A 15,625-nucleotide genomic window follows, 5' to 3' on the forward strand; every position below is an offset into this window, starting at 1 on the left:
TAATGGTCTCTTTAAGGGCTATAGGAATTAGGAAGGTTTTCCCCGGTGTTATAGCACTAGACAACGTAGATTTTGAAGTTAAGAACGGCGAAGTCCATTGTCTCCTCGGCGAAAATGGAGCTGGAAAGTCCACTCTGTTGGCGATTCTCTATGGTGTGTACCTTCCCGATAGAGGTGAAATATATATTGACAATAGGAGAGTTGTTATAAAATCGCCACGTCACGCAACCGAGCTTGGAATTACGCTTATTTCTCAACACTTTGCGCTAGTGGAAACACTTACAGTAAGAGAAAACTTGAAATTGGCCGGCATAGACGTCTCAAAAGCTGAAAAAATAAGCAAAGAATTTGGCATTGAAGTTCCTTTTGATAAATATATAGAAGAACTTACAGTTGGAGAGAGACAGAAAGTAGAAATAATTAAAGCGTTAGCTCGTAATAGCAAAATTCTGCTTATGGATGAGCCAACATCGCTCTTAAGCCCCAAGGAGACGAAAACGTTTCTGAAGACAATTAGGAAACTCGCCAACATGGGTAAAGCAGTTGTATTTGTGACTCATAAGATTAGAGAAGCTGTAGAAGTTGCAGATAGGATAACAGTCTTAAGAAGGGGGCAGAAGGTGGGAACATACGAAAAACCGTTTGACGAAACGTCTCTTCTAGAAGCTATGTTTCAGGGTGTAGTAAAGAGGCGGTTGGATAAGCCGTCGGTCTCTGGTGAGGTGATATATAAAGCCGAAAGGCTGACAGGGGAGAAAGTACGTGAGGCCACAATAGAGTTAAGACGTGGCGAGCTTGTGGCTATTCTCGGCGTAGCAGGAAACGGACAAGAGGAGCTCATGGAGCTTCTCTCAGGGTTTAAAAAACCGAGGAGTGGAGACATATATATAGACGGAAGGAAGATAACTGGTATGCCGTTTTCGGAATTTCTAAAAAATGGAATATCTTATCTACCTGAGGAGCGAAGTCGTGCATTAGCTAAAGACTTAAGTATACTAGATAATTTCAAAATTAGATGCATAGATCGTTGTATTGAAAAATTGTTAGAAGCAAAGGAGATTCTGGATATAGATTTTTCAGACCCTCATGCGAGGGCAGCTACATTATCCGGCGGCAACCAACAGAAGATGCTAATTGCGCGGGAGGTCTGGCTTAGGAGACCTTATATATTGGTAGCTTCATATCCTACACGTGGGCTTGACGTAGAAACGGCAGAAAAATTCTACTCATTTATAAGAGAGTATGTCAGAGGCGGCACAATTATAACTCTTGAAGATATAGAAGAGGCCGTGGAGAGAGCCGATAGAATTTACATAATCTCACGCGGCGAAATTGTTTCATCTTTCACGCCGCCCTTTGATATTGATGATATAGCTGAAGCCATGGCGACATGAGATTAATACAAAGGCCGTCCCCCTCTCCTATTTATTACGGAGTCGCAACTTTGGGCTCTTTAGCATTTATATTAGCTATAGTGTTGGCGTTTACAAGAGACGTGGGACAAACTATAAACGCCTTAACAACCATAGATCCTTATTACATCTCTAGAGTTTTCCTAGTGGTAAATATCATCGGTATATCCGGCGTTGTCTCATATCGAGCCGGCCTATGGAATATCGGCCAGGAGGGACAAGCAATCGTAGGAGCTTTGGCGGCCATAGCCGCAAGAGATCCCGCAATAGCGCTTATGTCTGCGCCAGCCAGCGCGGCGGCATGGACGTTACTGCCAGCGGCCCTGAGAACATTCGCTAATGTAAATGAGGCAGTTACCACATTTTTAATGTCTATAGTTGCCATATACGTCGCTCGCTACTTTGTAGAGGATATACTACGAGATCCTGCTAAAAAAGGCTTTATTGTCACTGTGGAAGCCCCAGGTCTCGACATCTTTTCTGCTATGTTAACTACTACCGCAGTTATAACCTCTGTGATGTTCCTATATAAAACAAGGCTGGGTCTTGTCTTACGTCTTCTATCATCGGGAGAGGAGATTGTCAAATACGCGGGTAAATCGCCTAGATTCTACAGTTTTTTTGCACTTATTCTTAGCGGAGCGATCGCAGGAGTGGGGGGCGCTGTTGAAATAATGACAAGAGAAACAGGCCACTATATGACACTACAACAGGTAAGCACAGGATTTGGCCTCTATGGAATATCGGCGGCTTGGCTCGGCGGTCTCAACCCGCTGGGCGTTGTGGTAGCATCACTGTATATCGCATGGCTTTGCCAAATTGCGGTCAATCTAAAAACTATGGGTTTTTCCGCGCTTGTGGCCAATGCGCTAGTTGGTATTGCAATGGCTTGGGGTATCGCTGGATATGTTATGCATAAGTATAAGATAGTATGGCGCTAGAGCAGACTATTTCAATAACATACGAAGCTTTAAAAAGCGCAACGCCTATGTTATTAGCTACACTCGGCGCCATCGTCGGCCAGAGGGCTGGGGTTTTAAACCTAGGTCTTGAGGGCGTGGTTTATCTCTCGGCGGCGGTTGCTGTAATTACGGGACCGCCCTGGGGCTTCCTAACAGCAGTTATAGTAGGTGCTCTATATAACCTCCTTTATTACGTGCTTTCAAATGACTTAGCTATGAATCAAATATTGTTAGGCTTTGCATTTACAATGGTGGGATATGGAGTGGGTTCGCAAATAGCTAAAGGCATGGTGGGAAAGCCTATAGAGAAGCCTATAGTTTCTGGAGTAGAGACTTATCTAGCTGCAGTAGCTGTGGCTGTGGCACTACACGTGTTTCTAAAGTCGAGAATAGGACTTGCCATAAGAGCCTCGGGCGACGATCCCGTCTCGTTGGACTTGATGGGCGTAGACGTTTATAAGGTAAGAAAAATGGTTGGATTTTTAGAGGGCGTATTGGCCTCTTTAGCTGGGGCATATCTAGTGTTGTTGTATTACGGTAGTTGGACAGAGCAATTAGTTATGGGATGGGGTTCTCTTGCTGTTGCGACCGCCATGATCTCGCTATGGTCACCTCTTTTAGCAACGGCATCCTCAATAATACCCTCGTTTTTTATCTCATTGACATATATAATGCAGAGGTATATCTCTATTTCGCCACATATATTAAACACAGTTCCTTACGTTGTCTCCATAGCTGTTTTAGTTATCGCACAAAAAGCTGTAGGAAAGGCCAAAGCACCGCGGTGGCTTGCGAAACCGTACATAAGAGAAGAGAGAGCATGATTTTACTAGTCCCTCTTACGCAACGCCCAACTCTTCCGAGGGCTAAGACTGGGAAGAGGCCGTAATGGGGTATCCGAACTTCTTTAAAGTATCAGGTGTTTTATAGGCTAAAGCAGCTGCACCTACAGCTACTTCATCATCTCCAAAAGAGGCCTTTAAAATTTCTGGCTCTCGTAGGCTTAGATAATCCCTTAGCCTAGCGGGGAGTTCACGCGATATTATGTCCCAATTGTTCAACGCTATAGAGCCCCCTACTATGAGCAATTCGGGGTCGTAGGCAGCTACGACAGTAGCAATTCCGGCGGCTAACGCGTCTAGCCATAGATTTATAAACTTTCTGGCTTTTTCGTCGCCATGTCTATACCTTCTAAATATTTCCTCTGGGCTTGCCGGAGCGTCGCCAGTAGCCTCTTGATAAACCCTAGGTATATGCGCGCCGCCCACATAAGCTTCAAAATGGCCACGCCCCCCACAGCCGCATCTCCTCGCCGATTTAAAGTCTATAACCGCATGTCCAAGCTCATGGGCATTACCATCTTTGCCCAATAGCAAATTACCATTTACTATAGCGCCTACGCCAACTCCAGTAGATAGCGTTATATAAACCATATTTTCAACATTATACTTAAACACGTATTCGCCCCATACAGCTGCTACACAATCGTTGGCAACTACTATAGGTTTTCCAAGCTCTTTTAAAGGTTCCACCAGTGGAAATCTACGCGTTGGGGAGTTTGGCGAATTTACAACCCACCCGCTCTTAAGATCCAGCGGCCCTATAGACCCTACTCCCACGGCGTGAAATTGCCATCGCTTTACTATATCAACAACATCAGCAATAGGATTTACACTAGTTTTAACTTTAACTCTATTTATTATATCACCATGTTCGTCTATTAATAAAGCCCTAGTCCAAGTAGCTCCTATATCTATTCCAAGAAATAGACGCACATATACTTGTTTCAGCGCTGAATAAAAAAATTTGCCCACCGGTATATATAGATCTACATTTTAACTATGTAAATAAATTTTTTAAATAGGGAAGAAAAATATACCTATGGTCTACATAACTGGTTCTTACATAATAAATGCGTTTCTTGAAAATACACTTATAACCATAAGACGCGGCGTAGAATTGGCGGGATTGCCTGTAGAACTATATGAGATCTTGTCTAGGCCTAGGCGTGTTTTGATTGTTAATATTCCTGTGAGGTTGGATGGTGGTGGTTTTGAGGTGTTTGAGGGTTATCGTGTGCAGCATTGTGATGTTCTCGGCCCGTATAAGGGTGGGGTTCGTTTTCATCCTGAGGTTACTCTTGCCGACGACGTCGCCTTGGCTATTTTAATGACGTTGAAAAATAGCCTAGCTGGCTTGCCGTATGGCGGCGCTAAAGGCGCAGTACGTGTAGACCCTAAGAAACTCTCGCAGAGAGAACTTGAAGAGCTCTCTAGAGGATATGCCAGAGCCATAGCCCCCCTCATAGGCGACGTAGTCGACATCCCAGCGCCTGACGTTGGGACAAACGCCCAAATCATGGCGTGGATGGTAGACGAATATTCAAAAATAAAGGGCTACAACGTGCCCGGGGTATTCACCTCAAAACCACCAGAGCTATGGGGAAACCCAGTGAGAGAATACGCCACAGGCTTTGGAGTAGCAGTAGCGACAAGAGAAATGGCAAAAAAACTATGGGGCGGAATAGAAGGAAAAACAGTAGCGATACAGGGTATGGGTAATGTGGGGAGGTGGACAGCGTATTGGCTAGAAAAAATGGGCGCTAAGGTGATAGCTGTGTCTGATATAAATGGCGTAGCTTATAGAAAGGAGGGACTTAATGTTGAATTGATACAAAAAAACAAGGGACTTACAGGGCCTGCTCTCGTAGAACTGTTTACGACAAAAGACAATGCCGAATTTGTTAAAAACCCAGATGCCATATTTAAACTAGACGTCGACATTTTCGTCCCCGCCGCTATTGAGAATGTCATTAGGGGTGATAATGCTGGGCTTGTGAAGGCTAGGCTTGTTGTTGAGGGTGCTAATGGCCCTACTACTCCTGAGGCTGAGAGGATTTTGTATGAGAGGGGGGTTGTCGTAGTTCCTGATATCCTCGCCAACGCCGGCGGCGTGATTATGTCGTATTTAGAGTGGGTGGAGAATCTCCAGTGGTATATCTGGGACGAGGAGGAGACTAGAAAGAGACTTGAAAACATAATGGTAAACAACGTCGAGAGAGTATACAAGAGATGGCAGAGAGAAAAAGGATGGACAATGAGAGACGCAGCAATAGTAACCGCATTAGAAAGAATATACAACGCCATGAAAATAAGAGGGTGGATTTAGTAGCCTGAAACCTTTAACTGTTGCATTTATCAGTCTTCTGCGAAACGTGGGTTTTTCATCATATAGGGTCTTCGCGCAAGCCTTGTATATAGCCAGAAATCTAAGATTCTGTTAAAAGCTAGGACTATAAGAACTCCGTCCTTTAAATCACCTAAAGGTCTCTATAGCATGTTCTATCGCTTTTTCCACGTTAACGCTTATTCCTAAATCTCTTAGAGACGCGGCAATTACGGAAATTTCCGCATTGCTTGTCTAGCTACATGATGCCTTTGATATACAGAATCGAGACCTTCCTCGTATATTCTCCTTTATTATAATGATGTTATAAAAACGTCCGGCATTGTGCAGGGAAAACCACCTTTACCCAACCATTCCTTCCAGACTATGTAATTCATAAGAAACAGTTTTTTCAGGAGTATCAAGAGACTGTTAGTATGTTAAAGCATTTGATTAACGCTTCGCAGAGCCAGGTTTATATTTGGGCCGGCGAGGCGATGTTGGAGTTAGAAGCCACAGTTGCGAATTCTGTAAAGTCTGGTACAAAAGTTCTTGTTATTGATAACGGGGTCTGTGGCTCAGGGTCTGCGGAGTTTGTGAGAATGTATGGCGGGATCCTCAATAGGGGCTGACGAAATAAAGTTTGACCAGCGGGGAATTGGCGTATTAATAGGAGGGTCTCAAAAGGCCTTAAATTCGCCACCGGGATTGACAATAATGGCTGTCAGTAGGGACGCTTTAGATAGAGCGAAAGAGGTAGACAGGAAAAGTTGATCTAGGTCTAGGTTTGTAGTTTCCCTTACCAGAGCGACCTTGACGGCATGAGATATCTCAGAGGAGCCCGGGGTTGAAATTCTATGTTCGCTAAATCTCCTATACATTATCTCCTCTTTCTTGCCAGCATAAAAAGTATTAATGACATAGCAAACATCGCCACGCCGAGGAAAGCCAAGATTATGCTACGAAAGTCTATCTCTCTTATAAGTACCGTTTCTGTGTAGGCGCGTGTTGTTGTAATAGTCGCAGTTACAACCTCCCTCTCTGTAACAGTTTGTACCACTGTGTAGGTATACGTAGTAGTTACCGGGACGCTCACAGTTATTGTAGAGGTAGCGGTTTCAGTCTTTGTCACAGTTATCGCCGGCGTGTAGTTTCCAACAGCAGTAATTCTCCAGGGGGGATATACGCCATAGTAATACAGCCTTATTACATAGTCATCACAGGGATTGAGATTTCGTATAGATATGACCCTCTCAACGCTGTAGTTGTATGCCTGGAAGTATACAGCGATGTTATTCATCATTGTACTCTTTAGAGAGACGACAGCCATGGGAGGCTCTATAGACGATGTACGATTTATAACTCGGAGACTTGGCGTCACAACACAAGAGACGTTTGCAGGTCCTATGCCCCAGATCTCTATCCTATCCACCTCCCTGTCGCCTTGGATGAGAGAAAGCGCTATGGCTTTTACACCATATGGCACAGAACATATATTATAGACCTCTACGCCGTTGCCAACGTTGCAAAAGCCCTTCCAACTGTCGTCATACCAATACAGTTTGAGGCCGACTGGCGGCTCGGCGTTTATATGAGCCCAGATATCTAGGTAGAGCCACTGTGGCGCCATACACAGACACTGTCTTAACGATATTGATAATTTATCAATATATCCAGCTGATAACAAAAGGGAAAGAAGGAGTAGGAGAATAAACTTGCGCATTAAAGTACACAATAGTTAGTTCTTATAAATTTGAAAAACTTCTTTTATTTGGTCTTCTAAAAACCACTCCAGCACGTAGTCAAGCCTACTAGCTATATACAGAGCTTTTTTATACGCCTTTTCCCATGACGTGTGTTTCGCTATAAGTACCCAGCCGTCTTCAATAATTCTTTGTTTTGTCACAAGGACCCTCTCCTCCTTAGGGTTTAGATATACTCGGAACATATACGTATACGTACACAGGTTTATAACCCCCAGGTATTACAGCTTACAATTATCCCCTAAGTATGTTGAAACTTTTTGTGAACTCTTGTCACGCCTTTTCAATATCGGTTATCTCATAGAGAGCCTCCGCCAGCGCTTTATAACTAGGGGATACTACGGCTAGGTCTTTAGCTACATGAGCCGCCATAGAGAGAAGACCGGTTTCAATATAGTGTAGCAACTCTTGTTTCAGGGCGTTTACGTCGTTGTTTATTAACCATCTCACAAGTGGAGAATCTCTCCATTTAACTACTTGATCTTGGGTATAAACCCTGTGTCTCACCACGGGCGCAGTCTCTGAAAGGTCGGCGGACCTGTTGATGTTTTTTAACCAGACGGGATCTATCCCATGTCTCTCAGTAGATAAAAACGTTGTGTGTCCCAGCCTAAATATATCATCTATACGACTTCTCCTGACTCGCGCCAAAAAATCTAGTATTGTCTTCAACTCCGCAGGCGATGCCTTAAATACCGCAGATTCTACTCTCCCGTTGGGAAAAACCCATACTGAAAATGGCGTGTCTACCGTCAGTAGCTCTTCAAACACCTTTGGTTTTAGAAATGGCATATCGCAAGGCGCAAACAGAAGCTCATCGTCAAACAAATGCGTCGCAGAGTCTACAGCTGCTAGAGGCCCCGAGAATCTAGTGCTATCTGGTAGGACGGTTTCGCCGGGATAGAGATTTGCGTTACGGCCAGCTGCTATAACAACGCGGTCTGCCACTTGTCGACCAACTTCAATAACGTAATCTATTAGGCGACGCTCTCTATATACAAACGTACATTTATCTCTACCAAATCTCGAAGAAAGGCCGCCGGCGAATATAACAAACAAAACCATACAACTCATAGCATCTATCTTTAAAATATGCTACATGGCCTACTACATGAGGCGGATAATTTTGTTTCTAGTCTTAGCTTTATTTCTGTTAGCCCAGCCAATGAATATAATATTTGTATTTCATAACCACCAGCCTTGGTATATAGACCTAGAAAAAGGCGAGTTACTACTGCCATGGGTGAGAATACATTCTGTTGGAAATTATCTAAAAGTGCCCCTTCTTGTAAACCAAAGCGGCGTTTCCGTTGCATATACTCTTTCTGGGAGTTTAATTGAACAGATAAATTGGTACGCTAACAGAACTTACGTCGACGCTAGATATAAGATATCGCAAAAGATCGCAGAGGGGAAGCCTTTGACTCTGGAGGAGAAATACTCCATGTTGTTAGTGCCCGGGGGATTCTTTGATATAAATTGGCAAAATATTGTGTATAAACACCCAAGATACACTGTATTGTTAGGGATAAGAAATGATGCATTTAGTAAATGTCCACCTGGAAATATAACATGCATCGTATCTAGGTTCAGCGAGCAAGACTTTATTGACCTAGCCACGCTTTTTAACCTTCTCTGGATAGACCCATACATAGCACGACAATACCCAGACGTTTGGGCTATGAGAAATAAAACCTCCTTTACGCGCAACGACCTTAAGAGAGTCTTAGAGGTACACATGGACCTAATCTCAAAAGTTTTGCCTTTATATAGAGCTTTGGCACAACAGAAGAGGGTAGAGCTCGTGCTAGTGCCATACTCACATCCTCTAATGCCTCTTTTGGCAGACATGGGAGCTTTAGAAGACTTAAAAGTTCACATAAGACTCTCGCAGAATCTCTTTGAAAGATATTTAGGAGTTTCGCCCACGGGTGTTTGGCCTCCTGAACAAGCAGTTAACGATGATGTGCTCAGACTTTTTACAGAATCCGGCTTTTTATGGACTATAACAGACGAGGACGTATTGAAGGCAACCATGCCCGGAGCTAGCCACTTCGGTCTTTACTATGTAGATTATGGAGGACGACGTATATACGTTTTCTTTAGAGATAAAACACTGTCTGACGGCCTAGGTTTTAGATACGCCTCTATGAAGCCAGAAGAGGCCTTGGCCGACTTTATGAATTATCTAAAGAGGGTGCCACGAGACGAGTGTTCAGTAGTCGTAGTTGCATTAGATGGCGAAAATCCGTGGGAAAACTATCCAAATTTTGGAGATGATTTTCTTATTAAATTCTTTGGAGGACTCGCACAGTTGGAGAAAAACGGCACCATCAAGCTATGGAAACCTACAGACTTTGTAAAGAGATGTAGCGAAAAAGCTACGCCATTACCACAACGTGAATTTGAATATTTCAACCTAAAAGTAGATATATCCGTATATACCTCTATACGTGATCTACCAACCCGTATTGTCCAGGGTAGAATTGCAGAAGGCTCGTGGTCTAGTGGGGGTAGTTTAGCCATTTGGATTGGCGATGTAGACGAAAATGTTTGGTGGATGTGGCTAAAGAAGGCTAGAGAAGATGTAGGTCTAAATTTGAAGTGGGATGTACTTTTCCCATTGTTAGTAGCTGAAGCCAGTGACTGGCCGTTTTGGTACGGCGGCGAAATGGGTTCACCACAGACCTTTGACCCTGTTGCAAAATCTGCACTGATAGCATTTTACCGACGGGCTGGTTTACAGCCGCCTATGTATCTTTTCTCCTTGGCGTATCCCGGCGGGACTCCCCGCGAAATAGTTGGAAGGGGCGATGGAAAAGTAGCTCTCTACGAAGGGCTTACGGTTTATGTAAATACGACACATATATGGATAGAGGGCGCGGGGTGTGGCGTAGTCTATTTCTCAAATCCAACACTTCCGAGGTCGCCATATTTCTTCAGAGGCGCTGTATATGGAATACATGGCGAGAAATTACACATATATGCCGATATGGCTATCGATAGCTGTAATAACACAGTATATCTCTCAGACGGCGGTAAGTTCTATCCAGTTGGGAAAGCGGCTAGATCGTACTTTATAGGCGCGCAACCTGGCGACAAACTCTACGTAGAGTTTAATGGCCTTGTATATGTGCTCACAATACCTGAAAGCCCAGTACAACAAAAATTGTTAATGGAAGTAGCTGATCCGCCTGGAGACGACTTTGGCACTGGTAAATACCGCTATCCTAAGAACCCCGTCTTCAAGCCCGGGGTTTTTGACCTATTAGGATTTACGCTATACGACCTGGGCGATAGGCTAAGGTTCATGTTTAGAGTGAGAGAATTTGGTGGAAACCCATGGAGCGGGCCTGCAGGATTTTCGTTACAGTTTTTCCACGTCTATATTAATAGAGGACGTGGAGAGAGAAATGACACACTTGGTCTAGGAGTGACTCTTTGTAAAGAGGCGATGTGGGATGTGGCCTTATTAATAGGCCCTGGTTGGAGCGGCGGTAATCGTATAGTTTATTCAGATGGCTCATTTATAGATGATGCTATGGCTATAAGGCCAGGCCCTAATAATACAATTGTCGCAGATGTTCCCAAGAAGTACATTGGCGAGTTTGAAAAAAGTTGGAAATTAACTGTGTTTCTCACATCGTGGGACGGCTACGGCCCAGACAATATACGGAGATTTGGCGTAGTAGAAGATGAGTGGACTGTCGGCGGCGCAGATGCCGCCGCGGTGTTGGCAGGAGTGGCCCCGAGAGTGTTTGATGTGTTAGCGCCTACTGTAGATGCCCAGGTTAGGGCACTAACTTCCTACAAAGTGTCCAGACTGCCTAATGGCACATACGTAGGCGCACCAGCCTCTGTGTGTATATTTTACACACAAGAAAAGCCAGCCGCGACAATTACTGCAACAATCACCACTACAGTAACACAGACAAGCCGTGAGACAGTTACTACAACACAGTACTTAACGGAAACTCAGAAAGAAACTGTAAGAGAAGTTAATTGGGTAGCTACAGCTATAGTCTCAGTGTTAGCTTTTATACTTGGTTTAACACCTAGCCTATTGGCAAAAAGAGAGCGGTAACATATAAAAACTAAATATATCTCTTTAGATATGAATAGAAACTTGCTAATTGGTGTCGTAGCGATTGTAATCATTCTCTTGGGAATAGCCACTTATTATACAACTCAACCACCGCAAGTAACGCCTACGACTACGTCTGCGCCGCCGACTACTACGCAAACTACGACACAAACAACACCTCAACAGATTACAACACCGACGTATACTCCTCCGCCAGAGACAACTACAAAAACAACGACTGTACCGCCGACTACTACGCCATCACCTACACAAACCACTCCTGTTAAGAAAGTGATAGTTAGAATATGGCACGCTCTAACGCCAGAAGAAGAGGCCGTCTTTAAAGAGGTGGCTAGACTTTATATACAAAATCACCCAGACGTTCAGATAGTGTTTGAAAATAAATCTCCAGATCTCCAAACCGCTGTTCTTGCGGCTATATCTACAGGCGAGAAATTCGACTTGTTTATATGGGCACACGACTGGATAGGCCTTATGGTAGAGGCCGGAGTTTTGAAACCTGTCGATAATGAGGTTGCAGACGTAATACAGAGGTTCGCAGTGCCTATACCGCAGTATAAAGGACATATTTACGGCCTACCATTTACTGCCGAAACTGTCGCCCTTATATGCAATAGAAAAATAATACAAACGCCGCCCAAAACTTTTGCAGACTTGGTCAAGATAATGCAACAGTTCTATAATCCTCCAAAGACATATGGCATAGCATATTTTGTAGACCCCTACTTCATCTCTGCTTGGGTTCACGGGGCGGGTGGTTATTATTTTGATGATGCTACAGAAAAGCAAGGGTTGACAAATCCAAAAACAATTGCTGGTTTTGAGTTTTTCAAGAAGAACATAATGCCTTATATAGGGCCGAATCCCACCGATTATAATACTCAGATAAGTATCTTTCTTGCCGAGCAAGCCCCATGTATGGTAAACGGCCCCTGGAGTATAGGTACTGTGAAAAAAGCGGGTATAGACTTCTTCGTGACGCCATTACCGCCAGTTAACGACACATATGTGCCTAAGCCATACGGAGGCTTAAAGATGTTTTACGTCACTATATACGCCTCTAAGGAGGCTATAGACTTCATAAAGTGGTTTACCACAGATCCCCAAGTGGCCAAGGTATTAGTGGCAAAACTAGGCTATATCCCCGTGATAAAAAACATAGATGTCCAAGACCCCGTAGTCCAAGGCTTTTATGAAGCTATTAAAAACGTACGCCTTATGCCAGTTTCTCCAAAAATGCAACCAGTGTGGGGAGCTGTCACTCTTGTAATACAGAACTCTATAGTGTCAGACCAAAAGACGATTAGGCAGGCTGCAGAAGACGCAGCAAAAGACCTTTGTGCAAGAGGGCTTTGTTAATGCGGCCGCTATTATTAATACTCCCAGGCCTTTTTCTATTTCTCTTTTTCAACCTCTGGCCAATAATATACTCAATTTACATATCTTTTACAAATGCCAATATCCGTAATTTTCCACCCCCACCGCCGTGGGCCCCTGAAGAGTTAAAACAAGCCCGGCCACCTCCAGATTTTGTCGGTCTAGCGAATTATGTTTCAATTTTTATAGGGCCGGCATCTCCTGGATTTCTAAACGCAATTATCTGGACTTTAATCTTCACAGCCATTTCTGTCCCTACAAAAATAGCCCTAGGCGTCTTTCTAGGTCTTTTGATGTCTTCTGAAAAAGTGTTAGGCAAATCTATAATGAGGACGCTGTTAATAGTGCCGTGGGCGTTGCCCCTAATACTCTCTGTAGTGGCTTGGCGCTATATTTTTGACCCGACATACGGTGTTGTAAACCAAATACTTTATACAATAGGAGTTTCTAAACCCCCCGACTGGTTTGTAGATAAAGACTATGCATATATGGCAATGGTAGTGATAGAGACGTGGCTAGCTTATCCATTTATAATGACCGTTGTAATGGGAGCCCTTGCAAACATTCCTAGGGCGGCTTTCGAAGCTGCAGAAATAGACGGCGCTGGAAGATGGGCTATTTTTACAAAAATAACACTTCCGCTAATAAAAAGACCTCTTATCTATGCTACTGTTATGACCACGGCGGCGTCATTACAATTTTTCCTAGTGGCATTTCTATGGAACTTTATACAGCTATATGACCGCTTCATGCTTACATATGGCTACTACTGGGCGTTCGGTTCACCATTTAGAGAATACGGATTAGCTGCAGCTATATTGACAATATCTGCGTTTTTAATCTCTATCTTTATGGTATTAGCTATAAGAATTTCTGGATTAATGAGAGGCATGTATGAAAGTTAAACTTTTCTATACTTTAACCGCCGCAACAGCCACATTTCTCTTGTTTTACCCAGTACTTCAGATAGTGTTGCTTTCTTTAAACAAAATACCATATCTTAGGATAGGGGGTGAATTTATACCAACTATAGAGTCATTTCAATGGGTACTTCAACAACCAGACTTTTGGCGGGGGTTGCTCAATAGTATAATAGTTGCAGGAACCACTGTTGTAATCGTTATAGCCTTGGCATTACCTGCAGCATATGCATTTAGCCGCTATAGTTTTAAAGGCCGTAACTCGCTTCTCTCGTTTTATGTGGTATTTACACAAGTTTCGGGAGGTTTGGGAATAGCTGGACTAATCGCGCTTTTTGCAATAGTATCAGCCTTAGGACTTAGAAATAATCTACTGGCGCTTGCGTTAATATATGCCGCCGGGGCAATTCCGTATCACACATGGTTGCTAAAGACGTATATTGACACCGTGCCAAAATCTGCCGAAGAGGCGGCAATTATAGACGGTGCCGGCGTAATTACGCTACTTACCAGAGTTGTTTTTCCAATAATGGCGCCAGCCCTAGCAGTTTCTGCGATTCTGACCTTTATAGGGGCGTGGGGCGAATTAATACTTGCTAATCTCTTTCTGTCTGGCGAAAATAGGACGTTAATACTGTGGATATATTCTCTCATGCCAAATGTCTATTCTGTACAATGGAATAGATTCGCTGCAGCGGCACTTCTCTATGCTATTCCGCCTGTTGTACTCTATGTGCTACTCCAGAGATTTCTCAAACGTGGCCTTACATACGTTTATTGAAAAAATTAAATTTGTAGTTGGTCGAGAAATCTAAGTCTCTTTGGAATGGGTGGATGTGTGGAAAATATCTCTTGGATTACTGAATAGCTAGACCGCTTAATTTCCTCTATCTCGCTTCTTGTCACAGTTATAAATGGATTAGCTACTGCATTTACAAGAGCATATATAAAGAGCGCTCTAAACTTGTCTCCGCTGATAATTTCATGAGCCTCCGGGTTAGAGAAGTAGAACTTATGGATCTTGGCTAGTGCAAATTGCATAGCCTCCTTGCCCGCTGCTTTTGCTCCAGCTGTGTCTGCGTAATACTCTCTTAGTCTACTAAAGGCGAGGACTAACAATTGCACTAAGAATGAGACGACAACTGCTAAAATGCCTACGGCTGCCAATAACATTGTGTTGTTATTTCTGTTGTTTGAAGAAGACAATGCAATACGTACAGAAGATACACCTAGGTAATACAGTATAGACGGCAATACTCCAAAGAGTAGCATTAGCGCATTATCTCTGTGAAGGTGATGGCCAATCTCATGCCCTATCACTGCCTCAAGCTCTCTCTTGTCTGTTAGAGCCAACATACTACTTGTGACCGCCACATATCTTCCAGTTAAGAAGTTGCCATATGCAAACGCGTTTGGGGGACCGTCTACTACCACAGCTTTTATTCTAAACGGGGCGCCGAGTCTTGAAGCCACCGCATCTACGATTTCTTGTAATCTTGGGTCAGGCCTAGCGCCATATGTGACATTTATTAAAAACGGAGACGCAATATACGTGATTAAGTTCATGAGCACAACAAAGAAGATCATACCTAAGATAAACCCCCAGCCGTATTCTGCCAACGCAGGAGCCGCCACTATTGCAATTAGGTATATAACAAACGCTGTGGTTAGTACTATAAGTACAGCAGTAAGTGCCATGGCGCCGTATAGAGTAAAACGTCCAGATATAGATGAAGCAACCTTAGGCGCGATAACCACAGCAACAATAATCATAACTATATAGCCTAGGAGGTATAAACCAAAGGCTATTGGGTCAAATATTGGAAACATGTTCCGCTTATCACGTTCAGCTTAAAAACTTTTCAGCCGGTACGTGAAGTCTTCACGCATCAGAAACGGGGACTTTCGTCACGGGCTGTCT

At 43.6% G+C, this 15,625-nt stretch carries 13 protein-coding genes; 8 read left to right on the forward strand and 5 right to left on the reverse strand.

Translation table 11 applies throughout. The annotated features are described in order from the left end of the window. Positions 1–2 precede the first annotated feature (2 nt). Genes PISL_RS05040 through PISL_RS05050 form a run of 3 tightly spaced genes read left to right on the forward strand, consistent with a single transcriptional unit; the run spans position 3 to position 3,198 of the window. The gene (locus PISL_RS05040; protein ID WP_011762727.1) at positions 3–1,394 is read left to right on the forward strand and encodes an ABC transporter ATP-binding protein; all 1,392 of its coding nucleotides are present in this window, start codon (positions 3–5) and stop codon (positions 1,392–1,394) included. Then, positions 1,391–2,353 (forward strand): ABC transporter permease subunit, encoded by a 963-nt coding sequence (locus PISL_RS05045; protein WP_011762728.1) that lies wholly within the window; start codon positions 1,391–1,393, stop codon positions 2,351–2,353. Before PISL_RS05040 ends, PISL_RS05045 begins: the two co-directional genes overlap by 4 nt. Next, positions 2,344–3,198 (forward strand): ABC transporter permease, encoded by an 855-nt coding sequence (locus PISL_RS05050; RefSeq protein WP_011762729.1) that lies wholly within the window; start codon positions 2,344–2,346, stop codon positions 3,196–3,198. Before PISL_RS05045 ends, PISL_RS05050 begins: the two co-directional genes overlap by 10 nt. A 42-nt stretch (positions 3,199–3,240) precedes the next feature. Here PISL_RS05050 and PISL_RS05055 read toward each other — a convergent pair whose 3' ends face one another. Further along, complete coding sequence (locus PISL_RS05055) at positions 3,241–4,149, reverse strand: ATP-dependent glucokinase (protein WP_053240546.1); 909 nt, start codon at positions 4,147–4,149, stop codon at positions 3,241–3,243. A 106-nt stretch (positions 4,150–4,255) separates the two neighbouring features. Between PISL_RS05055 and PISL_RS05060 the strand changes: the two genes are divergently transcribed. Further along, a complete protein-coding gene (locus PISL_RS05060) occupies positions 4,256–5,542 on the forward strand; it encodes a Glu/Leu/Phe/Val family dehydrogenase (protein ID WP_011762731.1) in 1,287 nt (428 codons plus the stop codon). Positions 5,543–6,419: 877 nt separating this feature from the next. Here PISL_RS05060 and PISL_RS05075 read toward each other — a convergent pair. From PISL_RS05075 to PISL_RS05085, 3 genes are all read right to left on the reverse strand, one after another. Then, positions 6,420–7,262, reverse strand: a complete 843-nt coding sequence (locus tag PISL_RS05075) for a hypothetical protein (protein ID WP_011762732.1) — start codon at positions 7,260–7,262, stop codon at positions 6,420–6,422. Between the two features lie 15 nt (positions 7,263–7,277). After that, positions 7,278–7,487 carry a hypothetical protein gene (locus tag PISL_RS05080; RefSeq protein ID WP_011762733.1) on the reverse strand — a complete coding sequence of 70 codons (210 nt, stop codon included), beginning with the start codon at positions 7,485–7,487 and terminating at the stop codon, positions 7,278–7,280. A gap of 88 nt (positions 7,488–7,575) precedes the next feature. Continuing rightward, positions 7,576–8,367, reverse strand: coding sequence for a molybdenum cofactor guanylyltransferase (locus tag PISL_RS05085; protein ID WP_053240332.1), 792 nt, complete (start codon positions 8,365–8,367; stop codon positions 7,576–7,578). 46 nt (positions 8,368–8,413) lie between these two features. On the opposite strand from PISL_RS05085, the gene PISL_RS05090 reads away from it, so the two are divergent. Genes PISL_RS05090 through PISL_RS05105 form a run of 4 tightly spaced genes read left to right on the forward strand, consistent with a single transcriptional unit; the run spans position 8,414 to position 14,485 of the window. Beyond that, complete coding sequence (locus tag PISL_RS05090) at positions 8,414–11,386, forward strand: glucodextranase DOMON-like domain-containing protein (RefSeq protein WP_053240333.1); 2,973 nt, start codon at positions 8,414–8,416, stop codon at positions 11,384–11,386. 30 nt (positions 11,387–11,416) lie between these two features. Further along, positions 11,417–12,766 carry an extracellular solute-binding protein gene (locus PISL_RS05095; protein WP_011762736.1) on the forward strand — a complete coding sequence of 450 codons (1,350 nt, stop codon included), beginning with the start codon at positions 11,417–11,419 and terminating at the stop codon, positions 12,764–12,766. Then, on the forward strand, positions 12,766–13,689 hold the full coding sequence (locus PISL_RS05100; RefSeq protein ID WP_011762737.1) for a carbohydrate ABC transporter permease: 924 nt from the start codon (positions 12,766–12,768) through the stop codon (positions 13,687–13,689). The genes PISL_RS05095 and PISL_RS05100 overlap by 1 nt, the downstream gene beginning before the upstream one ends. Next, complete coding sequence (locus PISL_RS05105; protein WP_011762738.1) at positions 13,679–14,485, forward strand: ABC transporter permease subunit; 807 nt, start codon at positions 13,679–13,681, stop codon at positions 14,483–14,485. Before PISL_RS05100 ends, PISL_RS05105 begins: the two co-directional genes overlap by 11 nt. Before the next feature lie 5 nt (positions 14,486–14,490). On the opposite strand, the gene PISL_RS05110 is transcribed toward PISL_RS05105, so the two are convergent. Next, positions 14,491–15,534, reverse strand: a complete 1,044-nt coding sequence (locus PISL_RS05110) for a zinc metalloprotease HtpX (RefSeq protein ID WP_011762739.1) — start codon at positions 15,532–15,534, stop codon at positions 14,491–14,493. Positions 15,535–15,625: the final 91 nt, after the last annotated feature.

The sequence above is a fragment of the Pyrobaculum islandicum DSM 4184 genome, assembly GCF_000015205.1.
In the GTDB taxonomy this organism is placed as follows: Archaea; Thermoproteota; Thermoprotei; order Thermoproteales; family Thermoproteaceae; genus Pyrobaculum; species Pyrobaculum islandicum.